Below are 25,709 nucleotides of genomic sequence, written 5' to 3' on the forward strand. Positions count from 1 at the left end.
ACAAATTTTGATATACAGATACGTAGTTTTACGTATCCTCACATAAACCAACAAACCGGTAACCGGAAGGCACTTTAACAAAGGCTCTTATCGGTCTGAATTTGAAACGCTCACAGAGGAGCACGCTTTATGTCTGACTACAACATCTTCACCTCCGAATCGGTCTCTGAAGGCCATCCGGACAAACTGGCGGACCAGATCTCTGATGCCGTCCTGGACGCCATTCTGGCCGAAGACCCCCACGCACGGGTTGCCTGTGAAACCATGGTAAAAACCGGTGTGGCCATCGTCGGCGGTGAAATCACCACCAGCGCCTGGGTCGATCTGGAAGACCTGGTGCGCGGCGTGATCAAGGACATCGGATACACCTCCTCTACTGTGGGCTACGACGGCGATACCTGTGGTGTGATCAACATCATCGGCAAGCAGTCCGTCGATATCGCCCAGGGCGTCGACCGCCAGAAGCCGGAAGACCAGGGTGCCGGCGACCAGGGCCTGATGTTCGGCTACGCCAGCAACGAAACCGACGTACTGATGCCGGCGCCGATCACCTTCTCGCACCGCCTGGTCCAGCGCCAGGCCGAAGCCCGCAAGAGCGGCCTGCTGCCCTGGTTGCGCCCGGATGCAAAAAGCCAGGTTACCTGCCGCTACGAGAACGGGCGAGTTGCTGGTATCGATGCGGTCGTTCTGTCTACCCAGCACGATCCCGACGTCTCCCAGGAAGATCTGAAAGAAGCGGTCATGGAACTGATCGTCAAGCACGCCCTGCCCGCAGAGCTGCTGCACAAGGACACCCAGTTCCACATCAACCCGACCGGCAAGTTCGTGATCGGTGGCCCGGTGGGCGACTGCGGCCTGACCGGCCGCAAGATCATCGTAGACACCTACGGCGGCATGGCCCGCCACGGTGGTGGCGCCTTCTCCGGCAAAGACCCCTCAAAGGTTGACCGTTCCGCCGCCTACGCCGGCCGTTACGTCGCCAAAAACATCGTCGCCGCCGGCCTGGCCGACAAGTGCGAGATTCAGGTGTCCTACGCCATCGGCCTAGCACAGCCGACATCCATCTCCCTGAACACCTTCGGCACCGGCAAGATCAGCGACGACAAGATCATCGAGCTGATCCGCCAGAACTTCGACCTGCGCCCGTACGCGATCACCAACATGCTCGACCTGCTGCACCCGATGTATCAGCAAACGGCAGCCTACGGCCACTTCGGCCGCGAGCCGGTCGAAATGACGGTTGGCGGTAAGACGTTCACCACCTTCCCATGGGAGAAGACGGATCGGGCGGTTCTTTTGAAGGACGCCGCTGGTATTTGATGTTGTTGGGTCTGACTTTTGGATTTAGACCCCTGTTTTGACCCGGCCCGCTTCCTTTTGGAGTGGCGGCGCTGAGGCAAGTCCTTCGGGGACACGCTACGAGCACATCCATGTGCGCTTGTTTCGGGCCGTCCTTGGCCCTCAACAGTCCCCGAAGGACTTGCCTCACCACCGCATCCGGACAATTGGTGCGGGCTTATCCAAAGAAAAGCGCTCCTCTACTTATCGCCCTAGAGGGCCACAGGAGATTTAACGGCGTATCCAAGACGGCACGCGCCAAATCACGGATCGAGGAGGTGGGGGATGTCTTCCCCGGAATGTGGGAGGCCATGGATGGCCGACCCCAAGCGCACATGGATGTGCTTGTAGCGTTTCCGGGGAAGACATCCTCCACCTCCGACGCCACCGAAATTACCGGCACCGGAGACCAAACTCCGAGGCCGAAAAGAAACTGACAGGAGAACACAAATGAGCACTCCCGCAGAAAAACTGAACAGGTTTGACGACTACAAAGTCCGCGATATGTCACTGGCCGATTGGGGCCGCAAAGAGATCAACATCGCCGAAGGCGAAATGCCCGCCCTGATCAAGCTCCGCGAAAAGTACAAAGCCGAGCAGCCGCTGAAAGGCGCAAACATCATGGGCTGTATCCACATGACCATCCAGACTGCGGTGCTGATTGAGACCCTGGTGGAACTGGGTGCCAACGTGCGCTGGTCATCGTGCAACATCTTCTCCACCCAGGACCAGGCCGCAGCAGCCATCGCCGCACAGGGCATCCCGGTGTTTGCCTGGAAAGGCGAAACTGACGAAGAATACGACTGGTGCCTCAAGCGCACCGTCGGTGCTGACGTCGACGGCTGGGAACCGAACATGATCCTGGACGACGGCGGCGACCTCACTGCCCTGCTCCATGAGAAGTATCCGGAAGTCCTGGCCAACTGCCACGGTGTGACCGAAGAAACCACTACCGGCGTCCATCGTCTGCAGGAAATGCTGCGTGAAGGCACTCTCAAGGTGCCGGCCATCAACGTGAACGACGCAGTCACCAAGTCCAAGAACGACAACAAGTACGGGTGCCGCCACAGCCTGAACGACGCGATCAAGCGTGCCACCGATCATCTCCTTGCCGGCAAGAAAGCCCTTGTGATTGGATACGGTGATGTGGGCAAAGGCTCTGCCGCCTCCCTGCGCCAGGAAGGCATGATCGTGAAAGTCACCGAGGCCGACCCGATCTGTGCCATGCAGGCCTGCATGGACGGCTTCGAAGTGGTGTCTCCGTACCTCGACGGCGTGAACACCGGCACTGAAGCTGGCGTGAATCGCGCCTTGCTGCAGAACACCGATATTCTGGTGACCACTACCGGCAACATGAACGTGTGCGACGCGCACATGCTCAAGGCTCTGAAGCCCGGCGCCGTAGTGTGCAACATCGGCCACTTCGACAACGAGATCGACACAGCCTTTATGCGCAAGAACTGGGAATGGGACGAGGTGAAGCCGCAGGTTCACATTGTGTACCGCGACAAGGCCACCAACGACCACCTGATTCTGCTCTCCGAAGGCCGCCTGGTGAACCTCGGTAACGCCACCGGTCACCCGTCACGAATCATGGATGGCTCCTTCGCCAACCAGGTTCTGGCCCAGATGTATCTGTTCGAACGCAAGTTCGCGGACCTGCCGGAAGACGCCCGGGAGAAAGGCGTGTACGTACAGGTTCTGCCGAAGCACCTCGACGAGGAAGTGGCCCGTGCCATGGTGGAAGGTTTTGGTGGCGTGATCACCAGGATGACCCCGGAGCAGGCCAAATACATCGGTGTACCGGTCGAAGGCCCGTACAAGCCGGAAAGCTACAAGTACTGATCGGGTATAAAGATGCAATCCCAGAAACAGTTCAAGCGCCGTTTCAGCTTTGAGTTTTTTCCGCCCAAGACCGACCAGGGCAAGGAAAAGCTGCAGAACGTGCGCAATCAGCTGGCCGAGGTGAATCCGGACTTTTTCTCCGTCACCTTCGGCGCCGGCGGTTCCACCCGGGACCGCACCATTGAAACCGTGCTCAACCTGCACCGGCAGGGCATCTCCACGGCCCCACACCTTTCCTGCGTCGGGGGCACCCGCCAGGAAATCGGCGAGCTGCTGGATGTGTACAAAGACAACGGAATCAACCGGATTGTTGCCCTTCGGGGCGACATGCCTTCCGGGATGGGGGCTGCCGGTGAGCTGCGCTACGCCAACGAGCTGGTGGAGTTCATCCGCGAGCACAGTGGTGACACCTTCAACCTGGAAGTTGCGGCGTACCCTGAGTTTCACCCTCAGGCACGCAATGCCGAGGAAGATCTGCGGAACTTCGCCCGCAAGGTGAAGGCTGGCGCCAACAGCGCCATTACCCAGTACTTCTTCAACGCAGACAGCTACTTCTACTTTATCGACCGTCTGGAAAAAATGGGCGTCACCATTCCGGTGGTGCCGGGCATCATGCCCATCGTCAACTTCTCCAGCCTGGTCCGTTTCTCGGACATGTGCGGCGCGGAAATCCCGCGCTGGATTCGCAAACAACTCGAAGCCTACGGCGACGACAGCGATTCCATCCGCAAGTTCGGGGAAGAAGTAGTCACTGATATGTGTGAAAAGCTGCTCAAGGCCGGCGCACCGGGGTTGCACTTCTATACCCTGAACCAGGCAGAGCCCAGCATCAGTATCTGGAAGAACCTGGGGATCAGTGATCGGGAGAAGATTGCTTTCTGATGAATCTGGTGGTGTCGGATTACCGCCCTGTGGGCCTAATCCGACCTACAAATATTCCTCTACAGCTGCGAGTGAACACGGGGTCAGATGAAAGCTTTCATCTGACCCCTCATTAAGTCTCACCCCGACCGAAGCTCACCCCCAAGCATTTGATTTCCTGCGATGATCTGCGTAATAGTCTAAAGTGTATGTGATGCAGTTCCATCAACGCTCCCCGGAGATCGCAGTCAACAACAGTGATTGATCCGGCTTGCCTTACCGGGCAAATGGAGCCTCATAAGAAAGAAAAGGAGAAAGCATGAGCACGAAATTGCTGAAAACAGTAGGTGCCACCCTCGCCCTTACCGTGGCTGCGAGCACCGCCAGCGCAGAAACTCTCAAGGTAGTCACCGACCCGAGCTTCGTTCCGTTTGAAATGATGGATCAGGAAACCGGCGAAATGGTCGGGTTCGATATGGAGATCATCCGCGAAGTGGCGGACCGCGCCGGCTTTGACATTGATCTTAACACCATGGATTTCAATGGCATCATTCCGGCTCTGCAATCCGGTAATGTGGACATTGCCATCGCTGGTATCACCATCACCGACGAGCGCGAGGAAATCGTTGATTTCTCCGATCCGTACTACGATTCCGGTCTTCGGCTTCTGGTACGCGAAGGTAATGGCGACATCAATGAATTCGACGATCTCGAAGACAAGAAGGTCGGCACCAAGATTGGCAGCACCAGTTATGACTACCTGATGAAGAACCTGGAGGCCGATGATGGCGTCACGCCTTACCCGGGAAGTGCCGACATGTACATGGCGCTGATGTCCGGAGCCATCGACGCTGTCTTCTACGACGCCCCGAACGTAGGTTACTTTGCACGCACCAAAGGCGAAGGCAAAGTCAAAACCATCGGCCCCCTCTACGAAGGCCAGCAGTATGGTATCGCTCTTGTTGAAGGCAGCGAGTGGGTGGACGAAGTGAACACCGCCCTGGCCGCCATGAAAGAAGACGGTACCTACAAGGAAATCTACGAGAAGTGGTTCGGCCCCATGCCAGAAGATATGTAAGGGCTGCCAAGCACTTACGTACGACTCCCGACGCCGGGGCCTGAGTGCCCCGGCTCTTTCTGACCGCAACTTCCTCTGGAGACACTTACAGTGGAATCCCAGTTTCAGTTCGACTGGCAAGCAGCCATCAATGCAATTCCGTTTCTGCTCGAGGGGATCCCCTATACCCTGATGATTTCGTTTGGCGGCCTGCTCATTGGCTTCGTCCTGGGCATCTTCTTTGGCTTGCTGAGCATCAACAAGCTCTGGTTCCTGAAGTGGCCGGCCACCGCGTATATCGAAATTTTCCGCGGCACCCCCATTCTGGTTCAGGTACTTTTTATTTTCTACGGTCTGCCCGACCTCATTGGCACCTCCATTAATCCATTTACCGCAGGTATCGCCGCCATCGCATTAAACTCTGGCGCCTACATTTCGGAAGTGGTTCGCGGCGGCGTTCAGTCCATCGACAAGGGTCAGAACGAAGCCGGGCTATCACTCGGCCTGTCACGGACCCAGACCTTCTGGTCCATCATCTGGCCGCAAGCCTTCCGGCGTATGGTGCCGCCCCTCGGCAACCAGGCCATTGTCAGCATCAAGGACACCTCCCTGTTCTCGGTTATCGGTGTCGGCGAGCTGGTTCGTCAGGGCCAGATTTACATCGCCACGACCTTCCAGGCGTTCGAGGTGTACTTTATGGTCGCGCTCATGTATCTCGCCATCACTTTCTCACTGTCCCTGATTCTCCGCTTCGTCGAGCGGCGTGGACTGGTCTCTGTCTGAAGGAAAGCAACTCATGACTGATATCGTCAAAATGAAGGGCATGAACAAGTACTTCGGTAATCTGCATGTCCTGAAAGATATAGACCTGACTGTTAGCCAGGGCGAGGTCGTGGTGATTATCGGAGCCAGTGGCTCTGGCAAGTCCACACTGATCCGCTGCGTGAACGGCCTTGAAGAATTCGAATCCGGTCATCTGGAGGTGGACGGCCATCCGCTGGCGCCCAAAAGCGGCAACCCGAAAGCCCTGGCGGAAATCCGCAAGGAAGTGGGTATGGTGTTCCAGCAGTTCAACCTCTTCCCCCACCTAACGGTGAAGAAGAACATCATGCTGGCACCAAAGAAGGTCAAGGACGCCCCGGAAACCGTCGCCAACGCCACCGCTGAGCGGTTACTGAACCGGGTGGGCATCGGCGATCAGGCCGACAAATACCCCAGCCACCTGTCCGGCGGCCAGCAGCAGCGCGTGGCCATCGCCCGAGCCCTGGCCATGGAACCGCGCCTGATGCTGTTCGATGAGCCCACCTCAGCCCTGGACCCGGAAATGATCGGTGAAGTGCTGGATGTCATGCGCGAGTTGGCCAAAGAAGGCATGACCATGATGGTCGTGACCCACGAAATGGGCTTCGCCCGGGAAGTAGCCGACCGGGTTATTTACATCCACGAAGGCCAGATCGTGGAACAGGGCAAGCCGGACGACGTGTTCGACAACCCGCAGAATGAACGCACCCAGGCGTTCCTCAGCCGGGTGCTGGCACACTGAGCCTGACTAGTGAAGCCCCGTTTTGCGGGGCTCCACTCTTTCCCCCTCCCTGACCGCAACGCAACTGGACAAAAATTAGACAGACCTACTCCATCGGCTATCCTTATCCATGAACGACCAACTGCCGAAGGGAGGTGCGCATGAATCGGTCCTTTACTCCTCAATACCTGCTTTTTTCACTAACGCTCGTTTGTTTAAGCAGTACCGTCATCGCTCAATCGACTGAAGAACTGCTAAAAGAGATCAGCGAACGGAAAGAGCGAATCAACCAGTTTCGCGCACTCCTGAACGACCCTGACCAAAGCACCCGACTGGCCGCTCTGGATGTCATGCTCAAATCCGACGATCTTGCGATGAAAGAAGTGGCTTATGGCATAGGGTTTAACAGTGCGGATGACGCTATGAGAGCAGTGGCACTTAAGGCGAAATTCAGGGATATCACCGTGATGCCATTCAAGGTAACTTCGGGCGAAGAAGAAACAGAAACGGAAAAGAGCATCCTGGAAAAGTGGGCAGGGACCTACAGCTTTGATTTAAAGGAATTCAATGAAGACACAGGGCAGTTTACATTCAGAGGTGGTGATTATTCGGGTTCAGCAACCGGCCAGATCAGTGGAACCGGCCTTGAATTCCAGGGCGGTTATTGCCAGGGGTTCTTTATATTGGGAGACAGCGCAAATCTCGTTGGAGAACTGCGGTGCAAAAAACCCTACGAAGGAACTTACACAGCGACGGCGAGACTTCAGTAAGTCACTTACCGGGTACTACCAGATCGGAGAGTCCGACACCTTTGGCATCTCCCCAGTGTGAATAGATGCGCAGCATAACCCTGCGAGCGCGAACGGGCGCAAAAGCAACCGATCTGGAGTTGTCCGAAGTAAAAAAAGTTCCGCTGAATACGGGCATCCAGCCCCCCTCTTTTCTGGAACTTACCAACACTTCGAAATCCCGAGGCAGACGTTCCCGGGGCTCGACGCCCTCTCCCACCAACACAATCCGATCAATTGCCTGGACCGCATCGCCTTTCAGATCGACGATAATTTCTATAGGGAACCCATCTGGCCTGGCCAGCCACACTGTTGCTGCTCCAGCTCCGTCTATCAGGTTTGACATCCTGTGATCCGCAGATAACGCAGGGCTAGACCAGCTCTCCACCTGCGCTGCCAGATTGCCTTTACCAGACTCCAGAGGTTCTTTTTGCGCCTTGATCGCAAGGCCGCTATTACCGGGAGTCAAGCCGAAAAACGGCCGAATTGTTTCAACCGCGCGGTCAAACCGGAGCACCTTGCCCTCACCATTTTCCGGATCCACTGCCATCAGGATTCCGGCCGGATCATCTCCCAAAACCAGCAGACTGCCGCTAAGCCCTTTGAACATCTGGTCTTGTGAACCGGCAGGACTGACCCGCAAATACACAAGACCAACATCTGAAATCCGAACGTTTCTTCGACTGATGCTGCCATCGGAACTCACCGATACAATCTGGCCGCGCCCCTCCGACGATAAAAGCTGATCCAGGGCGAGCGAACTGCCAAGATCAAACCTGCAGTCGTCTGTTATGGCTCCAGTCACCCGCAAAACAGCCAGGTCATAGCCAAAAACCTGCAACAGATCCGCCTCACCTCGTGGCCTGGCGCTGCTCCCGCCCACCAGAGTCGCAAAGAAGCCGCCGTCGATCACATGGGCCGGCGTGACGGCATAGCACTCATTCAATCTGCTCAGCAGCACCGCCTGCCCATGCTCCCCTGCACTGATGAAGGCCTGTTGCGGAACAGCTTGCGCCAGAGGCCCCATCAGGCCAGAAGCGAAAAGAGTAATACAGATTCTCCAGCGAAGACCCCTGGCTGTTTTATTCATCAGGACGCCTGGCATCTCTGATCATCTCCCGGATGTTGGAATAAACCTCAATCGCCGCGAACAACAAGGCACCAAGACCTGCAATAAAAGCCAGAAGCGGGTCATAGAGAAACCTCGCCCAACGGGTCGCCTTAATCTGGTAGCCAGAGCTACCAAGCCGCTCTATGTTGACAAAACTGGCGCCACCATGGGCGATCAGCTGGATTGCATTCTGAGCCTCTGTAAACCGCTCCTGGTTCGACGGTTCTAATCGAAAGAAGCCTTCAACTACGGCTTCCTTAGGGGCCCGCCCTGGCGCATGCTTCCAGAACCTGACCCGGTCACCACGATCCAACTCGGTTGCGCCTGCGTTATAACGGGTATCCCTAAAAAGCTGCTCCTCCAGAACATTGACCGTTCCCGATAACAGGATACTGTCAACCCCACTTGTCACATCATCCCCCACCCTGAGGAGCCCCCGAAACGGCCAGACCAGAGGCCGTCCATCGGATACTATCGCCAAAGAAGCCCAGCTCCCCAGAACTCGATCGTCAGCATCGGGCATGACAATGCTTCCCACCCGTCCATCCTTGGCCCGCAGCGTAATCTTGGCCGTCCGAATACCATGACGCTGCAGATCGATTTCAGTACCCTTGCGAATCAGGAGATAGGCATTCTCGGGCAACTCTATTTCATCACCCTTGGTCGCGAATGGATCTGTGAGCAAATTCGCACCACTGACCCGCCACTCGGAAAAGGCTCCTTCCGTAGTAACCAAAGACGCGGTTTCTGTCACCGCGTTCACGGTAAAAATATGATCGCGGCTATCCAGAAATAGCCCAAGAACAACCAAAACCAGTGATACTGAAAACACCCCGGCGACCTTCCGAGGCCGCTTCATGATTGCTAGCAAAAAACCGCGCCAACGTCTGCGAGTACGATTAAGCAATGTTCTGACGCTGCCCACAGGATTCACCGGCCCGGTTCATTCGGCAAACGCAAAACAAGTTCGGTCGGCGACAGCATTCGGTCAAAGCGACGCCGCAAGATTTTGACCACCAGGTTCTCTGATTCCGAATCGGCCACCGGCACCCGGCAAATAGTGTCATATCCGGTTCGGCGGCCGTCTGTTATCGGACGACACGCTACCGTTCTGGGTCCAGCTGAAAGGTTGGTGAGAACGGCAAAAGTATCCGACCGTCCTGAATTGACGAGAATATCCAATGACTCCGGCAAGGCATGATCTTTCCCTCGAAGTGCAATCAGAACAGGTCCGTCTCTGACCTCACTGCAGTCACCCTCGTAGCCTAGAACGGCGAGATCCAGTTTGTGGTAATTGTTGAGGTCATAACGAGATTGATATTGGAGGCGAACGACCTCCGACTGAGAGTTGGAAGGCCAGCGAAAGGTGTTTTCCGACCAGTAAAGCCCATCCCGGGAGATAACCCGGACACAGACATCCCCGCTGGCTCTTGCAGGAGACGAGAAAAGAAAAAGAGAATCATCAGCACTCGCATCTGCAGACAGTACGCCAGCAACTACGCGCCCACTAACGGATGCTTCCCGAGTGAGACTCTCCTGTAACTCCCTGTCCTTGAGCATGGCGATTGCTTCTTGCGCCAGGGAAACCGGGGGCGCTAAGCCAATCAAAGCAGCTACCAAGAGCAAAGTCGCGCGATAGTCCATACTCCGCTTCCTCGTGCAGAATCGTGAAAGCGGATGGCCTGTACAACACCAATCAGATGCCGATCCGGGTTTGCTTCAGTAAATATAGCAGGGAAAAAGGAGGGGGCACTGGTGTCTTGCTGAAGATAACTCGCGGATGGCCTCCTGATCACGCTCAATTCCGGCGCAGGGGCATCCGGCAGAAACGTCGCCCTCCCCCTGATCTTCACCGGGCGCCTTTCGGTCGGACTCAGATGCCACAGTGGTCAGCCATCGCTGTTAACTGTAATATCCGCACAGGTTAACCGCCGACCATCAAGAACCTGACTGTCTGACGGAGATTCATCATGCGCAATGCCGACCTCGTCGCCCGTGGCCTCAAATCCGTGTGGCACCCCTGCACCCAGATGAAAGACCATGAGGGCGCCGTGCCACTGGTTCCGATCAAACGGGGCGAAGGTGTCTGGCTGGAAGATTTTGAGGGCAACCGCTTCATCGACGCCGTCAGCTCCTGGTGGGTCAACCTGTTCGGCCACGTCAACCCGAGAATCAACGCCGCCATTCAGGAACAGATCGGCCAGCTGGAGCATGTCATCCTGGCCGGATTTACCCACGAGCCTGTGGTCAACCTGTCTGAACGGCTGATCGAAGTGACGCCGGAGGGCCTGAACAAGTGCTTTTACGCCGATAACGGTTCGTCTGCGATCGAAGCCGCCCTCAAAATGAGCTTCCATTACTGGAAGAACCACGGCAAACCGGGAAAGAAAAACTTCGTGAACCTGAGCAACAGCTACCACGGGGAAACCCTGGGAGCACTCGCACTCGGCGATGTATCGCTCTACAAAGACACCTATCAGCCGCTACTGATGGAAGTGCTGACAGCCCCTTCGCCGGACGCCTTCAACAAAGAGCCGGGCGAAACCGGCGAAGCCTACGCCCTGCGCCAGTTCGAAGCGATGGAGAAGCTGCTGGCCGAAAAGCACGACGAGATCTGTGCCGTGGTGGTTGAGCCACTGATTCAGTGCGCCGGCGGCATGCGCATGCACCACCCCATCTACCACACCAGATTGCGGGAAGCCTGTGACCGTTACGGCGTGCACCTGATTGCCGATGAGATTGCCGTGGGCTTTGGCCGCACCGGCACCCTGTTTGCCTGCGAACAGTCGGGCATCACCCCGGATTTCATGTGCCTTTCCAAGGGTCTGACCGCCGGCTACCTGCCGTTATCGGTCGTACTCACCACCGACGACGTGTACAACGCCTTTTACGACGACTACGAGACCCTCAAGGCGTTCCTGCACAGCCACAGCTACACCGGCAACCCCATCGGCTGCGCGGTGGCCCTGGCCACCCTGGACATCTTTCGGGACGACAACGTCATTGAAAGCAACAAGCAACTGTCAGCCTGCATGGCCGACTCCGTGGCGCATCTGGCGGACCATCCCAATGTGGGCGACATTCGCCAGCACGGCATGACCCTCGCGATTGAAATGGTGAAAGACAAAGGCTCGAAAACCCCGTTCCCCTGGCAGGAACGCCGGGGAATCCGGGTGTATCAGCATTCATTGACCCGCCAGGCCTTGCTTCGCCCCCTGGGTAATGTGGTTTACTTCATGCCGCCTTACGTGATCACCGAGGAACAGATCCGCCACCTCGCACAGGTTGCAACGGAAGGCATTGAGATCGCGGTTCGCGACTGACAACCGCCAGGAACCTGAGAGAACGGCCCATGCGCATACCCCGTATCTACACTGATTCCGCCCTTAACGAGGGCGGAACTGCACACCTTGATGAAAACGCAGCACAGCACGTGGGGCGGGTACTGCGCATGCAGCCGGGGCAGGAACTGCGACTGTTCAACGGCGACGGCAATGATTACCCCGCCACCATCACCAGCGCCAGCAAAAAGAACGTGGAAGTCCTGGTTGGCACCCCGGAAGCCAGCGCCACCGAATCGCCCCTGGAAATCGTCCTCGGCCAGACCCTATCCAAGGGCGACCGCATGGACTACGCCGTGCAGAAGGCCGTGGAAATGGGCGTCACCCGCATTGTCCCCCTGAACACCGAACGCTGCGACGTCAAACTCAAGGGCGACCGGGAAGACAAGCGCCTGCGCCACTGGCAATCCGTCGCCATCAGCGCCGCCGAGCAATGCGGCCGTGCCCGGGTGCCTGACATCCTGCCAGTAATGACAATCACCGAGTGGCTGGAACACACCCGGGATTGCGACGTACGCCTGGTATTGCACCACCGCACCGAACACGCCCTGAAGACCATTATCCCGCCTGAACGCGTCGCCCTCATGATCGGCCCAGAAGGCGGCCTCTCCGCGGACGAAATCGCCCAGGCCGAAGACGATGGCTTCCTCCCGGTTGCCCTCGGCCCCCGGGTCCTGAGAACCGAAACCGCCCCGGTGGCGGCCATGGCGCTTTGCCAATACCTTTGGGGTGATATCGGCGGCTGAGCCTCTCCGACCGTGCCGCCGTCTCATGCTGGCACGCAGGTCATTGACATAAAGGGGGCCCCACAACATCATCCTGTTCGGTCAAAGTGCTGAATACGCATCCTTTTGGCCAGATTTGCAGGCAAAGGCTTCCAGATTTTTGTGGACAGGGGCCAACGCTGAAGTTTGATCGAGCGGTCGGGCAGTCGCTTCTGAAACCGTGCGGAGCCATGGATGGCGGAGCCGAGCGTACACGGACGTATTCACAGCGTGTTTCAGAAGCGACTGCCCGATCGCTCAGACTCCCAAACATAGAAAAAACTGCGAGTAACAGGATGACGAGCCTGCTAAGCACCCAAGAATTCTGGCAATACCTCAGCATCCCGGTGATTGCTGCCCTGATTGGCTGGAGCACCAACTGGCTCGCCATCAAAATGACCTTCTATCCGCTGGAATTCATCGGCAAACCCCCACTCCTGGGCTGGCAAGGCATCATCCCCTCCAAAGCCAGGAAAATGGCTGCCATCAGCGTCGACGCTACCATCTCGAAAATCGGCACCGTCCGGGAAATCTTCCAGCAGATCGACCCAAAGGTGCTCGCCACCCACATCGTTTACACCGTCGACCCGCGCATCGAAGAGTACGTAGACGAAATGATGCTAAAGGAATACCCCACCTTCTGGGAGAACCTGCCCACCTCCGCCAGAAAAATGGTTTACGACCGGGTACGCAAGTCCACGCCGCAACTGGTGGACAACCTGGTGGAAGACGTTTCCGACAACATTGAAGACCTGCTGGACATCAAGGGCATGGTGATCGAACGGCTGGCCAGCGACAAAAAACTGCTCAACAGGATTTTTATTGAATGCGGAGAGGTCGAATTCCGATTCATCATCAACTCAGGCTTCTACTTCGGCTTCCTGTTCGGCCTGGTCCAGATGGCCGTCTGGTACCTGTACCCAAGCTGGTGGGTACTGCCATTCTTCGGCTTGCTGGTTGGTTGGGCCACCAACTGGATCGCGCTCAATGTCATATTCCGGCCGTTGCACGCTAAAAAAGTCGGGCCCTTTCAGGTTCAGGGTCTGTTTCTCAAACGACAGCCGGCGGTGGCGGAGTCCTTCTGCCACATTGTTACCCACGAGATCCTGACCGTTGGCAACATCATTAACGCGATTCTCGACGGCCCCAAAGGCGACCGGGCCCGCAACATGGTGAAGAAACACATCAAGCCGCTGGTGGATGAAACCGCTGGCATGGGCAAGGCACTGACCCAGGTGGCCTTTGGCCCCACCGGTTTCGCCACCCTGAAAAACCAGGTGGGCGAGAAAGCCATCGAAATATCCCAGACGTCCTTTAACAACCCGGTGTTCGAGAAAGACCGGGCCCGGGCTGTCGAGTCCATCATGGTGGAGCGGATGATTGCCCTGTCCTCGGAGGAATTCCAGGATCTGCTCCGCCCCTGCTTTCAGGAAGACGAAATCAAGTTGATCCTGGTGGGTGCATTCCTCGGCTTCGGCGCGGGTGTCTGCCAGCTGGTCTTCGTGTTCGGGGAGTCGTTCCTGTAAATTCCCACATCAATTCTCGGGCTTAACCTGTGCAAGGATGCGTCGTACCTCTATACTCACAAAAATGGAGTTTCACTACTTCGAACAGATTCAACCCGGAGGCAACGGATGCCAGGTTTTCTCTCCTGGATTTCAGGACTATTCTCCACCCCACACTCCGTACCACCGGCCCCGGAGGCGCGACTTTTTAATCCGTCATCGGAAATTCCGGAAAATGACACCCCGGACAACAGCCCCGAACTTGCCCAGCAACTGGAAGACCACCTGTTTTGCTGGCTGCTGGATGCCGAACCCTCTGTTCTGAAGGCCGACCTCTCTTCCTTCGGAGATGTTCTGGAGGAGCTGCACCAGCGCCTTGCCATTAACCGGATGGAGGAACTGCCCAGGCAGCCCATGAGCCTGCCAATGCTGATGCGGGCGCTGTCCGATGAATCCACGGATCGCCAGCGGCTCACGGACATTATCCTTGGGGATCCCTCCCTTACTGATCAGCTGCTTCAGATTGCCAACAGCCCCTATTTTCGTCCAGGTGACCATTCCATCGAGTCTGTGGACCAGGCAGTGTTCGTGCTGGGGGTCGATGGCATCCGGAGTGTTATCGCCGCTGCGGTGATGCGTCCGATGATGGCCGCAAGGAATAGCCGGGAAGCGCTTTTCGGTCAGCGTGCATGGCGCTGGGGCCTGACCTGCGCGCGGGCAGCGGAACTTATTGCGAAAACACATGGAGAGGACACCAGCGCCCATTTCATGGTTGGGTTACTGCCTTCGCTGGCCTACATTACCATTCGTCGCGAACTCCAGCGGATCTGCCGGTCCCGCACAATCGCCGGAGAGCCAGAGCCGGCATTGATTCGTCATGCATTGGCCCGCTATCAGTGGACCACCTGCCAGTTGCTGGCCAACGAGTGGAATCTGCCGCCCAAGTACCATGCCTACCTCCTGGCCGCCGAGCGCCCGGCCCCCAGGCAAAAACACACGCCCCTGACTGACGGCATGGTGATTGGTACCCGGGAAGTCCTCCGACACGCCAACCAGCGTAACCTTGCTGAAGGCGACCTGCCCAAAGTACTCCGGCTGTCAGAAGACCAGATCAACTCGGTCCGCAGAGCACTACAGACCATGCTCCGGGAGGGCGGACGCTCAGCTGTCAGAAACTGACACGGGCTCCGGCTCGGCCTTTGGGCTGGTTTTTTCCTCGCTCCCTCCGCCGCGCAACAGCTCGGCAAAGGTGCGGGTTTCATCGGTTCTCTCTGGCCCAAAAAGGTCCACAGGTACGAGGCTCGGGAGCCGGTCGACCACCCGGTCTTCATCATTGCGGACGACCCTCAGCACATCGCCCACAGTAATCAGATCAAGTGCCCGCCCGGGAGCAAGCTGGTCGCCCTGCCGCCCCGCCAGCGTCAACAATCCTGCCCGGATAAGCTTATCGCTCAGGGCGCGGGTCACCTCGCCCGGCACTCTCAACTGTTGCTCAAGCACCTCCTGTTGCGGTGCCGGCTTGCCCTCACTGAAAGGTTTGGCCACCAGCCACATGGTTGCCAATGCAACCTTCTCCTGCAACTCGGGGGCCAGCTGCACGTCACGCCGCTTGGCCACGTTACCGGGATTTTGCAGATAGAACGCCAGGCTGGCACCTAGCAGCAGAATCATCCAATTCAGGTAGATCCAGATCAGCAGAATAATCCCGATGGCGAAGCTGGAATAGATGGCCGCGTACTTGGCGGACCCTGCCACAAAGGAGGCGAACAGCATACCGCCCGCCTGCCAGGACACCCCCGCAACCAGACCTCCGATAAAGGCATAGCGCAATTTAACCCGGGTATTGGGCATGAATATATAAACGAACGTAAAAGCGCCAACCACCAGGAAGAACGGGGTAAACCGACTGACGACAAGAATCACTGAGCCAAAGGGTTCGATCGCGATCAGCGCCTGGACAAAAGTCGATGAGAAAATGGTGGCACTGACACCAATGGCCGACACCATCAGAAGTGGGCCCACCATGATGACACTCAGATAGTTACTGAAGCGCTGTGCCATGGATCGCATGTCCGGCACCCGCCAGATCATGTTGAAGGAACGCTCTATCTTCTGCAGCAGGGAAACAACGGTGTAGACAAGCAGGGCAAGGCCTACCGACCCCAGCACCCCCACTTTCATGTTGTCGACAAACCCCAGAATCTGCTCCGCAAGTTCGATGCCCTGGGGCCCAAGGGGCTGAAAAAACTGGAACAGGAAGGGCTCCATTCGCTGGTGCACTCCGAGGGCCTTCAGTACCGAGAAGCTCAGGGCAAGCAGCGGCACAATGCTCAGCAACGTGGTGTAAACCAGACTCATGGCATGCAGGGTCAGCTGTCCGCTTAGCACGTCCCGGGCCATGGCATAGACCGTACGCCCAACCTTGTACAACCAGGTCCAGGGCCAGCTCTTGGGCGGATTGGGGTTGGCCAGAATCCAGCTCTCAGCTGCCTGGAGCCGCTCTTTCAATTGCAATGAAGCCACTGTAGGTCCTGTCGTTCCTTGTTTTATTTAAGTTATCAGTCAGATATCCAATTCCAACCAAGTATGGCTGATTGGGCGCCGTTTGCGAGGCCCGCGCCCATAATATAACCATATCAGCTTTTGTTACTTCCTCTTATAACCCAATTTCTGTAAAAGACCCACCATCAACGATATAACGATTTCCCGAACGGGTGTTAAATCATGAAAATCAGACTTGCTTTGGGCGTTGCCGCCCTGACCACCCTTTTCCCTGTTGCGGCCCTGGCAACCAACGGCTATTTCAGTCATGGCTACAGCACCATCAGCAAGGGTCTGGCCGGTGCCGGCACCGCTCTCTCCCAGGACAGTATTGCCGCAGCCACTAACCCGGCGGGTATGGCATTTGTGGGCAATCGGATTGATGGCGGATTAGAAGTCTTTTCTCCCCGGCGTGAATACACGGTGACCGGCCCTATGTCACCACCTCCGGCATTCCCCCTCCAACAGGGTACCTACACGAGCAGCCGCAACGGATTCGTTATCCCGCACCTGGGCTTTAACCGCGAACTGTCTGAGACTACACGCTTTGGTGTGTCCGTCTTTGCAAATGGCGGCATGAACACCGATTTCCCCGGTGGAAATGGTGGCCCCTTCTACGGTGGCCGCACCGGCGTCAACGTTGAGCAGCTCTTTATCGCGCCCACTTGGTCCTGGGAGTTTTCTGACAACCAGGCATTCGGCATTTCACCGGTGATTGCCTATCAGCGCTTTGAAGCCAAAGGACTCCAGAACTTTGCACCATTTTCTTCCGATGCCAGCGCACTTTCCAACAACGGCACCGACGACGCCTGGGGCTATGGCTACCAGATCGGCTGGCAGGGCGAGATTACCGATACCCTGCGTGGTGGCGTCAGCTGGCGCAACATTCTGGAGATGAATGAGTTCGACAAATACCGTGGCCTATTCGCCCAACAAGGCGACTTTGACATCCCGCAAATGTTCAATGCCGGCATTGCCTGGTCGGGCATCGAGGATCACTGGATCCTGCTGGATATCCAGCATATCCGTTACAGCGAGATTAACAGCGTGGGCAACCCGCTGGTGCCGAACCTGCAAACCGCCCGACTGGGCGACGACAATGGCGCAGGCTTTGGCTGGGACGACATGACCATCGTAAAGCTTGGCTGGCAATGGCAGCAGACACCCACCCAGGCCTGGCGGGCGGGCGTAAGCTATGGTGAGAACCCGATCTCCGATGAAGACGTGCTGTTCAACATCCTCGCTCCCGGGGTTCAGGAATGGCACGTCACCGGCGGCCTCACCCATACCTTCACCGAGAACCTGGACGTGTCCGGTATGGCCTTTTACTCCCCGGCCAAGAAAGTTTCCGGGCCTAACCCGCTGGCTGCAAACCAGACCATTGATCTGGAAATGTATCAGCTGGGCGCGTCCGTCAGCATCGGATGGAAATACTGAGCCTCACCGGTTTCTGAACAAGGCCCAGGGAGCAAAGTGCATTCTCAACAAGGATCAATTGGAAGGCAGGTACGTTTCCGGGTTCCCCGGATAGCTTCATCCGGGTCTTCTGCTTTGGTAGACGCGGGACGCCGCAGTACCTGTCCTTTGCCTTGTACTTTACCCTCCACAACCCGCGCATAAGCCATCTTGGGCGTGGAACGGATCACTTCCACCATGCCGACCAGCTTCTCTGAGCGGCCAAGGCCTTTACCAGTATGACTGTCTCGGACGGAGCCCCCCAGAGCAAACACTTGCCAGCGCTGGCCGGTCTTCATTAACTCACCGCCCATGTTGATAATCAATTCCTCTCCCTGGTGGCCTTCCACCAGCGGCGGCCAAACCACATCGATAACAGAGAGGGCCAACTCCTGACCAGCTCGCTCGAATAGCATCTGCATCGCGCCACGAGAACCGTCCAGCTCCACGCCAAGATTCTCTGGTGCCAGATTCAGCGTCTCAGTCCAAACGATCGCACCCGTGGCCGGGACAACCACCCTGGCTTCCAGCACAAGCGCACCCGTCTGTTCCCGGGAACGCTCGCCGGTCAGGCCAGAAACCTTTTCCTCAATTTTAAACGTGAGATCGGTAACCTGAGCCGTAACCAGATACTCCGCGCCCAGTTCGTTTCCAAGCATGGCCTTTTCCTCAACGGGAATATCCCTACCCGCCATGCGTGCGCGCTCGGACCTGATGGCACTTTCCTTGTCGCGGGCCAGCATCGCAAACCGGCGGGATTGCACTAGGGCTTCAATAATTGCCTGGGTCATCCGGTCAGAAACCTCCTCACGGGACAGTCTCTGGTCACCAACCTCGTAGAAGGAGCGCGCCGGCCATACCGGATAAACGGCCATTCGCCATCGCCCATCGTCCGGATTGCCCGGAGATTTGTAGACCGGCACTTGAACCGTTAACCGCGCCAACTTTCCACCACCGGAGGCGTCGCTAACTGACAGCACCTGATAGCCACTGATCAGCCCTTCTGCGGCCACGCTGGTCTGACTGCTGGAGCCCTTCCGGATCTCAACGCTCGCCTCCCGACCATCATCGGTTCGCACCGACATACGACTCAGTGCAGACTGAACCTTCCGGCTGGCACTGATCTGAGCACCGCGCACCTGGCGTACCGCATCTCCGAGCGCATTGAAAATCGCCTGCTCCCGATCAATCCCTGTCGCTTCGGCATGAACTGTGCGGATTTCTGTTGCTGCCAGGGCAAGCCCGGGCAGGAACACTATTAGCAGGATCGCGAACGTCTGCCTTACCATGAGCCAAATGATCCTGTGCTGCGAGTGGATTTCTGGGTCGCTGGCTGACTGGCGTTACCTGAAGCGCCTGACTTGGCTTTTTCAGGCTTCTTGTCGAGCCCCTGAGCTTTGGCAGACGTCGCCGGGGACCAATATTTCACATAGCCCAGATAGGGGTGCCCCGTGGCAGGGTCAACTGCATCCCATTGTCCAACCGTTTGAACACCGGTCAGACGAGCATTCGCTTCGGACTTGAGAATGTTATTAACCATCCGCCCGATGCCCTGTGACGTCTTGAGCTCGACATTGCCATCGCCTCGGGTTTCACGAACCTGCTGATTGATCTTGCGTCGGGTCGTTTCTTTCTGACCCTGAACCGTCATGGAAGCAAACTGCGCCAGCCAGCCATCAGCCATCATCATGGCCTCATCCCGCGCAGCCTCCATTTCTGTGGCAATTTCAAACTCTTCCATGGTGCCGCGAACCAGCTGCGGGCCTGATGTCCCGAACGAGAGCAGACCGTAACGTCCATTGGCGTCCACCACCGGCTGGACACCGAAGTAGCCCAGCATTGGAACACCCTCGCGCAATTGCGAATCCAGACGCTCCCTGATCTCGTCCAGGGAAATCGCCTGACCAGGTGCCACATCACCGGTACGAAGCTGACGACCGAATTCGCTGAAGCGATCGGAGCGGACCACTACAACGCTCATACGGCCATTGTTTACCGGGCCGTCGCCCCCGACTTCTTCGATCACACCGAAAATGCCGATACCGCTCAACCGACCCATGGCTCTCCATGTTGTCTCACTGACAAACTCGTCGTAGATAAGGTTTTTACGCTCAGCAACGGTAAGTTCCGGCATTTTTGAGGTATCAACACCCAGCTCCTCAAGCAGCGCGTTCATACCCTGGACGGTCAGTTCGGCAGCACGGCCAGCAACGGCTTTGCCCAATGCTTCGAGACTCGTGTTATCGCGAACATCCTCGGGAAGGTCATCTTTCATGAACCGATCGGCCAGCGAGACACCAATATCCACGGAGTCCTGTGATACCAGCTCCCCCATCGCCTTAAGAAAGGCTTCCTCGGTAGCGATGACCCGGGCCTGACTGAACTCAATGTTGGTTGGGTCGGCTGCTACGGCCTGGCTAGCCACCACGAGTGTTCCGCCAGCCGGGTTACTTTTCGACTCGCCACGCACCCAACCGCGAGCATCCAGAAATTCCTGAATCTTTTTGTCACCCGGGTCCACCTCTGATACAGCCATGAAGGGGGAAGGCGGTGTCTTGCTGGCGTCCTGTTCGGCCGCCTGGGCCTGTTCAGCCAGTTCGCCTTCCGCCGCAATCAAGACACCGGGCGCGGAGGCACCCAGGAGACCGGCAATTACAAGGGACAGGGCCGTTTTTCGAATAGTCATTATCGTTCTCCAGGTTTCTTACCAGCTAACGGAATCATTGGAGCCGCGCTTGATGATGGGCGTCTCGCCTTCCCAAAAAGCCAACCCCGTCGCGAGGTCAGTTAAAGAAAGCTGGATGTAGTATTCAACCTGCTGTTCATCACCAACCTTGTGATTGCGCTGAAGGATCTTTCCAGACAAGCTCAGGTCCGGAGCCTGAAGAGTGCCCTTCTTCTGGACGCCGCTCTGATCAAACTCCTCTGAGTTGCGGAGTTCACGGGCACGCATGGTCATTTCATCCTCTGCCCCATTCAGGCCGACTGCGGTTGTGGTGACCACCTTCCCCGAGCGCAGCAGAGCAACCCGAATTTTCTTGGTGAGCTGGTCGGTATCGATGCGTTGCATGGTGTCGTTGTTGATGCGACTGACAACCATGATGTAGCGCCCACCGTTCGGATTGGATACCGCGCCGCTGGCAAGCATGTCATCGACTGCCTCTGATGCAGCCTTTTCAAAGTCCCGATAATCCATGGTCATGGCGACAGGGCCATTGTCCGCCGCAGGATCAACATATCGGGTAGGTGTGGCACAACCGGCAAGCACCAGAACGCTGGCGGACAATACAATTGCTCGTTTCAACATCGGATTTCCTTTTTTACTGCGGTTCACGGAGATGTAACTGATAACTGGTCACTCGCGGATGGGGAGCGGTCGCCTTGAAGAAGCGATTCTGCCCCATCAAGAGACTGGCACGCCGGTAGGCATCACCCACGCCCTTAACGGCCATACCCCTTTCATCAAACCAGGTCACTTTCCAGGCAAGCTCTGCATCGGAATGGGCTTCTACCGCAAACTGGATCTGCAATAGAGAGCTTCCGCCAGGCTGTGAGAGTCGCTCCTCATAGAGCTCTGTTACTGTCAGCGTATAGAGGACGTCAGGATCAATTTTCAGTTCTTGCCGTTCAGCCAGAGGATTCGTCGCAGGCTGTGACGCGCACCCCGCCAGAAGCAGGGCAAGGCTCATGCACCCCGCTATCAAAATATCTTTCATGGGCTTCTCCCCGATGATTACTGGATACTGGAAACCTGAGTCGCTTCCGTCGATTCCGGAAACCTTGCAATTGTCGCTTCAGATTCGCCCCGCAAATCCATCGTGATGACAGTTGCAGGGGAAAGTGCTGTCGGACGCTTCACGTAAACCAGCGTGAATGGCCGCTCGGGAATATCAACGGTGCCAAGAACACCGCCCTGGTGATCAAGTAGTGTCAGGCTTCCACTTTCGGGGCGATCCAGGCGAGCTGCCTGCCAGTGGTCTGGCATGGCCTGCCAGCCGCGCAAATCCGCCTGTGTAGTTGCTATGGTGAGGGCGGCCGCGCCGAGTTGTCCCACCAGGCCAAACTGCTCGGAAGCCTCGTTTTGCATAACCGCCTTGATAACCGCTGAGGCCACGGCGCGTGCCAACACGCCTGGGAAGCGTTCTTTCATTTCAGTACGAATAACTGTCCCCATGTCGGCAATCTGCTCGGTTCTTACGACTTCGCCGGAGCCCACTGCAACACCAAGCGAGCCAGGTACCGCCGATCTTTCAGTGTACTTCGGCAATGCAATACCGAAGTAGGCGGGCGCCTGCTGATTGCCATGAAAAAGTAACAGAGGGATATCGAACCTGGATTCCTCAAGTACTGGGCCAAGGCCATTCTCATAGACAACCCAAACCTGAGGCCCAAGGCCGGTGAGACTTTCACTTCCCGACGCAAGTTCATCTGCCAACCTGGCATCAGCCTTAAGCACATCACTGCCGGCGTTCATTTCCGATACTCGTTTCAGCGACGTAGCGGCATTCTCGAAGTCGCCACTCGTTGTGGCATTGGCCAGGAAATAAATGCCATGAAGATACGTACTCGCGGGGACAATAAACTCCGGGAAAACGGACCAGCCGGAAGTCTCGCCGTAATTGTCGGCAATCGCTGCGTGAAGGGCTTCGTTGTCGAGGCTGTTGCTGACCATCGACGCACTGCTTTCTTCGTCCTTGGCTTCTTCTTCCAGCGCTGCCTGCTGTTCGGCAATTTCTTTCTGGAAGTACTCAACCGCCCTGCGCGTCCGGTCATTGGCGCGATGGAATTCGACACGGGCATACTCATTATTGCCAGCAGCGAGAAAGGCGAGCCCCTTATAGGTATTGACCAGGACGGCTTCAGACATCAACGCCTCGTAGTCTCGCTCCGAGTCGTTAACCATGATAGCCATAAAACCTTCGGCAGCTTCTTCAACAACCCCCTCGGTATCCAGGTACTTCATGCCTTCTTCTGCTAAATCAAAGGCCTCGGCGGCTTCACTATATTGTCCGGTCAGCCGGTAAAGCTCGCCCTGGTGCAAAAGTTCAAGCAGATGCCCCTCGGAATCCACCTCTTCACCTTCCGCTGATTCAAAGCTCACCGACTCCAGGGCAACCTGATAATCGCCTGAGGAATAGGCCTGATTGAAAGAGGACATCTGGTTGCGATGCTGGAAAGACGAGCACCCAGAGATGAGGGACGTGACCGCGAGGGCCAACAAAGAGTGGTTCAATAACTTCACGCCAATGCTCCATGGATTAATCAACTGTCCGGAAGACCTGGAAAACCAAACAGCTGTGGCAATTCCTTTTGTCACCGGGCTACTTAACTCAACGTCAAGATTCTTACAGAGCGTTAACGTTAGATTGAAACTCCAAAGGCGGATAGCTAACTAGCAGTTATATTGCAATCTTTTACTTTTGAATCACGAAGCGACACAGATTCCACAGATACATACCTTGACTTTCTTAGGCACCTCCCAAAAAAGAAGGACTTACAAAGACCAAGGCGTGTCAGCTGCGAAGGAGGTTTCTCTGTCAAAACTCCAGAGACTTGAGGTTGCAGGCCGTAATTTCGACGATTCGCTGCCGCGCTTCCCGGCTGGCCCAGGCAGAGTGCGGGGTAATGATCAGGTTCGGAATATCGTCCGCCAGCAATGGATTGCCATTCCGGGGCGGCTCTTCGGTGAGCACATCGAAACCGGCACCACCGATTTCCCCGGCCCTCAGGGCATCCGCCAGCGCCTGTTCATTCACCAGACCACCTCGGCTGGTGTTGATCAGCAATGAATCGCGCTTCATCAACTTCAGTTCATGAGCACCGATCAGATCTCGGGTTTCATCCGTGAGAAGGCAGTGGAGTGACAGCACATCCACCTGCGGCAGTAGTTCTTCCAGAGGGATCCGGGGGTAATCATCCACGATTCCCGCTTCCTGGCCCGGCCGTGCGCCCAGCACGATTTTCATCCCGAATGCAGCCGCACGCTCCGCCACACCCTGGCCCAGGTCACCGTAGCCGACGATACCGAGGGTTCGCCCCTCCAGCTCCATAATCGGATGGTCCATCAGGCAGAACATGTCACTCCGCCCCCAACGCCCGGCCTGAACATCCCGGCTGTAGTCCAGCAACCGTGTGGCCAGTGCCAGCATCAGCGCCATGGTGTGCTGCGCCACCGTGGAACGGCCGTAATTGGTGACATTCATTACCTTGATGCCATGATCCTTCGCCGCCGCCTGGTCTATATTGTTCAGGCCCGTCGCCACCACCGCAATGGCCTTCAGCTCCGGACAGGCCTCGAAATGCTCCCGGCTGAGCACAACCTTGTTGACGAGAACCGTATCAAAGCCCCGGATCCGCTCCAGCACCTGTTCTGGGGCAGTCCGTTCAAACTTTTCAAGCCCGCCGGTCACCGATTCGATGGGTGACAGATCCACATCGTTGCCGAGCGTCTTGGCATCAAGGAATACCGCTTTCATACTTTTCTCCTGAATCCATATAAGGACAGGTTAAGGTAGACTCAAACAAACGTCCAAGAACAGGGTTGAAACCATGGAACACGAATTCTGGCACGAACGCTGGGCCAAGAAGGAAATCGGCTTTCACGAAGGTACCGTTAACCAGTATCTCTATGACCACTGGCCCGAACTCGCCGGCAAGGGCACCGACGCTGTGTTCGTCCCCCTCTGCGGTAAAGCCCATGACATGTGGTGGCTCCACGACCGCGGCCACCCCATCATCGGCGTGGAACTGAGCGAAATAGCCTGCAAAGATTTCTTCGAGGAGGCCGGAGAGAAAGCCAAAATCCACCCCGGCGAACCTTTCATTACTTTCAAACACGATGACCTGCAACTCTGGTGCGGCGACTTCTTCCAACTGGCTCCCGACGACCTCAAAAACATCCGCCTGGTCTACGACCGCGCCGCCCTCATTGCCCTGCCCCCGAATATGCGCAAAGGTTATGTGGAGCATCTGACTGCCGTCATCCCTGACGGCACCAGAATCCTCCTGATCACCCTGGACTACGACACCGAAATAAAGGGTCCTCCCTTTAACGTCAGCAACGAAGAAGTCCAGGAACTGTATCAGGACGACTACGAAATCGAACACGTTCTCACCAACAACCTGGCCAAAGACCACCCGTTCGCCAAACGGCGTGGGCTTGAAGGTGCATCCGAAAGCGTTTTCCGCCTGACCAAACTCTGAACAGGTCTATCGGAGAGGTTTGATCGGAGTGTACCGGGTGGCTTTCTGAAAACGAATTTGATGTCTGAGCGAAGCGAGTTGCCAATTCGTTTTCAGAAAGCCACCCGGTGCGCTCCAGCCCCCCACAATCGAGCCCCAAGGCCCAACCAAAGCTACAAAAACACCACACCCACCTAACATAATTTAATGAACCTTAACCACTCCCCCACTGTCCAACTCGCGAACCGTGAACTAAGCTCAAAATAAGCAAGCCGACCACGACCCGATCGTCTACCGGCTTGTAAGTATCCATTCCTTCCACCCATAACTAGACAGACCGCCCAGATTGGCGGAGCCAACTGCAACGGGGAAATTGCGTGAACTGAAAGCTGAAGAACA

23 protein-coding genes are annotated in these 25,709 nt (G+C 56.7%); 13 read left to right on the top strand and 10 right to left on the bottom strand.

Translation table 11 applies throughout. The features are described from left to right. Positions 1-129 precede the first annotated feature (129 nt). From metK to CLH62_RS06605, 7 genes are all read left to right on the top strand, one after another. The gene (metK, locus tag CLH62_RS06570) at positions 130-1,320 is read left to right on the top strand and encodes a methionine adenosyltransferase (RefSeq protein ID WP_099617297.1); all 1,191 of its coding nucleotides are present in this window, start codon (positions 130-132) and stop codon (positions 1,318-1,320) included. A gap of 468 nt (positions 1,321-1,788) precedes the next feature. Beyond that, positions 1,789-3,183, top strand: a complete 1,395-nt coding sequence (gene ahcY, locus CLH62_RS06580; protein WP_099617299.1) for an adenosylhomocysteinase — start codon at positions 1,789-1,791, stop codon at positions 3,181-3,183. Positions 3,184-3,195: 12 nt separating this feature from the next. Further along, complete coding sequence (metF, locus tag CLH62_RS06585; RefSeq protein ID WP_099617300.1) at positions 3,196-4,065, top strand: methylenetetrahydrofolate reductase [NAD(P)H]; 870 nt, start codon at positions 3,196-3,198, stop codon at positions 4,063-4,065. Between the two features lie 298 nt (positions 4,066-4,363). Continuing rightward, positions 4,364-5,122 carry a transporter substrate-binding domain-containing protein gene (locus CLH62_RS06590; RefSeq protein ID WP_099617301.1) on the top strand — a complete coding sequence of 253 codons (759 nt, stop codon included), beginning with the start codon at positions 4,364-4,366 and terminating at the stop codon, positions 5,120-5,122. A 90-nt stretch (positions 5,123-5,212) separates the two neighbouring features. Continuing rightward, on the top strand, positions 5,213-5,884 hold the full coding sequence (locus CLH62_RS06595) for an amino acid ABC transporter permease (protein ID WP_099617302.1): 672 nt from the start codon (positions 5,213-5,215) through the stop codon (positions 5,882-5,884). Between the two features lie 13 nt (positions 5,885-5,897). Beyond that, positions 5,898-6,644: an amino acid ABC transporter ATP-binding protein gene (locus tag CLH62_RS06600; protein WP_099617303.1), complete on the top strand. Its 747-nt coding sequence runs from the start codon at positions 5,898-5,900 to the stop codon at positions 6,642-6,644. 140 nt (positions 6,645-6,784) lie between these two features. Beyond that, positions 6,785-7,393 (top strand): hypothetical protein, encoded by a 609-nt coding sequence (locus CLH62_RS06605; RefSeq protein WP_099617304.1) that lies wholly within the window; start codon positions 6,785-6,787, stop codon positions 7,391-7,393. A 1-nt stretch (position 7,394) separates the two neighbouring features. Here CLH62_RS06605 and CLH62_RS06610 read toward each other — a convergent pair whose 3' ends face one another. The 3 genes from CLH62_RS06610 to CLH62_RS06620 are packed head-to-tail and all read right to left on the bottom strand — an operon-like array spanning position 7,395 to position 10,166. Continuing rightward, complete coding sequence (locus CLH62_RS06610) at positions 7,395-8,501, bottom strand: discoidin domain-containing protein (protein ID WP_143752356.1); 1,107 nt, start codon at positions 8,499-8,501, stop codon at positions 7,395-7,397. After that, positions 8,494-9,447 carry a hypothetical protein gene (locus CLH62_RS06615; RefSeq protein WP_143752357.1) on the bottom strand — a complete coding sequence of 318 codons (954 nt, stop codon included), beginning with the start codon at positions 9,445-9,447 and terminating at the stop codon, positions 8,494-8,496. The genes CLH62_RS06610 and CLH62_RS06615 overlap by 8 nt, the downstream gene beginning before the upstream one ends. A 5-nt stretch (positions 9,448-9,452) precedes the next feature. Next, positions 9,453-10,166 (bottom strand): hypothetical protein, encoded by a 714-nt coding sequence (locus tag CLH62_RS06620; protein WP_099617307.1) that lies wholly within the window; start codon positions 10,164-10,166, stop codon positions 9,453-9,455. Between the two features lie 326 nt (positions 10,167-10,492). Between CLH62_RS06620 and CLH62_RS06625 the strand changes: the two genes are divergently transcribed. The 4 genes from CLH62_RS06625 to CLH62_RS06640 all read left to right on the top strand — a co-directional run bounded on the left by CLH62_RS06625 (position 10,493) and on the right by CLH62_RS06640 (position 15,311). Continuing rightward, positions 10,493-11,845 carry an adenosylmethionine--8-amino-7-oxononanoate transaminase gene (locus CLH62_RS06625; RefSeq protein ID WP_099617308.1) on the top strand — a complete coding sequence of 451 codons (1,353 nt, stop codon included), beginning with the start codon at positions 10,493-10,495 and terminating at the stop codon, positions 11,843-11,845. Between the two features lie 29 nt (positions 11,846-11,874). Then, the gene (locus tag CLH62_RS06630) at positions 11,875-12,609 is read left to right on the top strand and encodes a 16S rRNA (uracil(1498)-N(3))-methyltransferase (RefSeq protein ID WP_099617309.1); all 735 of its coding nucleotides are present in this window, start codon (positions 11,875-11,877) and stop codon (positions 12,607-12,609) included. 314 nt (positions 12,610-12,923) lie between these two features. Then, positions 12,924-14,153, top strand: a complete 1,230-nt coding sequence (locus tag CLH62_RS06635; RefSeq protein ID WP_099617310.1) for a DUF445 domain-containing protein — start codon at positions 12,924-12,926, stop codon at positions 14,151-14,153. A gap of 108 nt (positions 14,154-14,261) precedes the next feature. Further along, a complete protein-coding gene (locus CLH62_RS06640) occupies positions 14,262-15,311 on the top strand; it encodes an HDOD domain-containing protein (RefSeq protein ID WP_099617311.1) in 1,050 nt (349 codons plus the stop codon). Here CLH62_RS06640 and CLH62_RS06645 read toward each other — a convergent pair. Then, positions 15,294-16,655 carry a YihY/virulence factor BrkB family protein gene (locus tag CLH62_RS06645; protein WP_099617312.1) on the bottom strand — a complete coding sequence of 454 codons (1,362 nt, stop codon included), beginning with the start codon at positions 16,653-16,655 and terminating at the stop codon, positions 15,294-15,296. The two genes, CLH62_RS06640 and CLH62_RS06645, sit on opposite strands and share 18 nt — an antisense overlap. 201 nt (positions 16,656-16,856) lie before the next feature. Here CLH62_RS06645 and CLH62_RS06650 point away from each other — a divergent pair, with 201 nt between their 5' ends. Further along, on the top strand, positions 16,857-18,110 hold the full coding sequence (locus CLH62_RS06650; RefSeq protein ID WP_099617313.1) for an OmpP1/FadL family transporter: 1,254 nt from the start codon (positions 16,857-16,859) through the stop codon (positions 18,108-18,110). Between the two features lie 44 nt (positions 18,111-18,154). On the opposite strand, the gene CLH62_RS06655 is transcribed toward CLH62_RS06650, so the two are convergent. The 6 genes from CLH62_RS06655 to CLH62_RS06680 all read right to left on the bottom strand — a co-directional run bounded on the left by CLH62_RS06655 (position 18,155) and on the right by CLH62_RS06680 (position 24,604). Then, a complete protein-coding gene (locus CLH62_RS06655; RefSeq protein WP_099617314.1) occupies positions 18,155-19,417 on the bottom strand; it encodes a CsgG/HfaB family protein in 1,263 nt (420 codons plus the stop codon). After that, positions 19,411-20,814 carry a DUF6844 domain-containing protein gene (locus CLH62_RS06660; protein ID WP_099617315.1) on the bottom strand — a complete coding sequence of 468 codons (1,404 nt, stop codon included), beginning with the start codon at positions 20,812-20,814 and terminating at the stop codon, positions 19,411-19,413. The genes CLH62_RS06655 and CLH62_RS06660 overlap by 7 nt, the downstream gene beginning before the upstream one ends. A gap of 18 nt (positions 20,815-20,832) precedes the next feature. Next, positions 20,833-21,435 (bottom strand): penicillin-binding protein activator LpoB, encoded by a 603-nt coding sequence (gene lpoB, locus CLH62_RS06665; RefSeq protein ID WP_099617316.1) that lies wholly within the window; start codon positions 21,433-21,435, stop codon positions 20,833-20,835. 13 nt (positions 21,436-21,448) lie between these two features. Further along, positions 21,449-21,844, bottom strand: a complete 396-nt coding sequence (locus CLH62_RS06670; RefSeq protein ID WP_099617317.1) for a YcfL family putative periplasmic lipoprotein — start codon at positions 21,842-21,844, stop codon at positions 21,449-21,451. A 17-nt stretch (positions 21,845-21,861) separates the two neighbouring features. Next, a complete protein-coding gene (locus tag CLH62_RS06675; protein ID WP_099617318.1) occupies positions 21,862-23,370 on the bottom strand; it encodes a COG3014 family protein in 1,509 nt (502 codons plus the stop codon). A gap of 295 nt (positions 23,371-23,665) precedes the next feature. Next, positions 23,666-24,604 carry a D-2-hydroxyacid dehydrogenase gene (locus CLH62_RS06680; protein WP_099617319.1) on the bottom strand — a complete coding sequence of 313 codons (939 nt, stop codon included), beginning with the start codon at positions 24,602-24,604 and terminating at the stop codon, positions 23,666-23,668. 73 nt (positions 24,605-24,677) lie between these two features. On the opposite strand from CLH62_RS06680, the gene tmpT reads away from it, so the two are divergent. Beyond that, positions 24,678-25,331, top strand: coding sequence for a thiopurine S-methyltransferase (tmpT, locus tag CLH62_RS06685; RefSeq protein ID WP_099617320.1), 654 nt, complete (start codon positions 24,678-24,680; stop codon positions 25,329-25,331). The last annotated feature ends 378 nt before the right edge of the window (positions 25,332-25,709 follow it).

Origin of the sequence: Marinobacter guineae (genome assembly GCF_002744735.1) — a bacterium.
GTDB lineage: Bacteria > Pseudomonadota > Gammaproteobacteria > Pseudomonadales > Oleiphilaceae > Marinobacter > Marinobacter guineae.

What these genes read in the sequence shown, in the direction of transcription:
- CLH62_RS06610 (WP_143752356.1), bottom strand. Translation starts at nt 8,501, where the DNA reads ATGAATAAAACAGCCAGGGGTCTTCGCTGGAGAATCTGTATTACTCTT.
- CLH62_RS06650 (WP_099617313.1), top strand. Translation starts at nt 16,857, where the DNA reads ATGAAAATCAGACTTGCTTTGGGCGTTGCCGCCCTGACCACCCTTTTC.
- CLH62_RS06620 (WP_099617307.1), bottom strand. Translation starts at nt 10,166, where the DNA reads ATGGACTATCGCGCGACTTTGCTCTTGGTAGCTGCTTTGATTGGCTTA.
- CLH62_RS06630 (WP_099617309.1), top strand. Translation starts at nt 11,875, where the DNA reads ATGCGCATACCCCGTATCTACACTGATTCCGCCCTTAACGAGGGCGGA.
- tmpT (WP_099617320.1), top strand. Translation starts at nt 24,678, where the DNA reads ATGGAACACGAATTCTGGCACGAACGCTGGGCCAAGAAGGAAATCGGC.
- metF (WP_099617300.1), top strand. Translation starts at nt 3,196, where the DNA reads ATGCAATCCCAGAAACAGTTCAAGCGCCGTTTCAGCTTTGAGTTTTTT.
- CLH62_RS06635 (WP_099617310.1), top strand. Translation starts at nt 12,924, where the DNA reads ATGACGAGCCTGCTAAGCACCCAAGAATTCTGGCAATACCTCAGCATC.
- CLH62_RS06590 (WP_099617301.1), top strand. Translation starts at nt 4,364, where the DNA reads ATGAGCACGAAATTGCTGAAAACAGTAGGTGCCACCCTCGCCCTTACC.
- CLH62_RS06660 (WP_099617315.1), bottom strand. Translation starts at nt 20,814, where the DNA reads ATGACTATTCGAAAAACGGCCCTGTCCCTTGTAATTGCCGGTCTCCTG.
- CLH62_RS06655 (WP_099617314.1), bottom strand. Translation starts at nt 19,417, where the DNA reads ATGGTAAGGCAGACGTTCGCGATCCTGCTAATAGTGTTCCTGCCCGGG.
- ahcY (WP_099617299.1), top strand. Translation starts at nt 1,789, where the DNA reads ATGAGCACTCCCGCAGAAAAACTGAACAGGTTTGACGACTACAAAGTC.
- lpoB (WP_099617316.1), bottom strand. Translation starts at nt 21,435, where the DNA reads ATGTTGAAACGAGCAATTGTATTGTCCGCCAGCGTTCTGGTGCTTGCC.
- metK (WP_099617297.1), top strand. Translation starts at nt 130, where the DNA reads ATGTCTGACTACAACATCTTCACCTCCGAATCGGTCTCTGAAGGCCAT.
- CLH62_RS06625 (WP_099617308.1), top strand. Translation starts at nt 10,493, where the DNA reads ATGCGCAATGCCGACCTCGTCGCCCGTGGCCTCAAATCCGTGTGGCAC.
- CLH62_RS06670 (WP_099617317.1), bottom strand. Translation starts at nt 21,844, where the DNA reads ATGAAAGATATTTTGATAGCGGGGTGCATGAGCCTTGCCCTGCTTCTG.
- CLH62_RS06600 (WP_099617303.1), top strand. Translation starts at nt 5,898, where the DNA reads ATGACTGATATCGTCAAAATGAAGGGCATGAACAAGTACTTCGGTAAT.
- CLH62_RS06605 (WP_099617304.1), top strand. Translation starts at nt 6,785, where the DNA reads ATGAATCGGTCCTTTACTCCTCAATACCTGCTTTTTTCACTAACGCTC.
- CLH62_RS06680 (WP_099617319.1), bottom strand. Translation starts at nt 24,604, where the DNA reads ATGAAAGCGGTATTCCTTGATGCCAAGACGCTCGGCAACGATGTGGAT.
- CLH62_RS06640 (WP_099617311.1), top strand. Translation starts at nt 14,262, where the DNA reads ATGCCAGGTTTTCTCTCCTGGATTTCAGGACTATTCTCCACCCCACAC.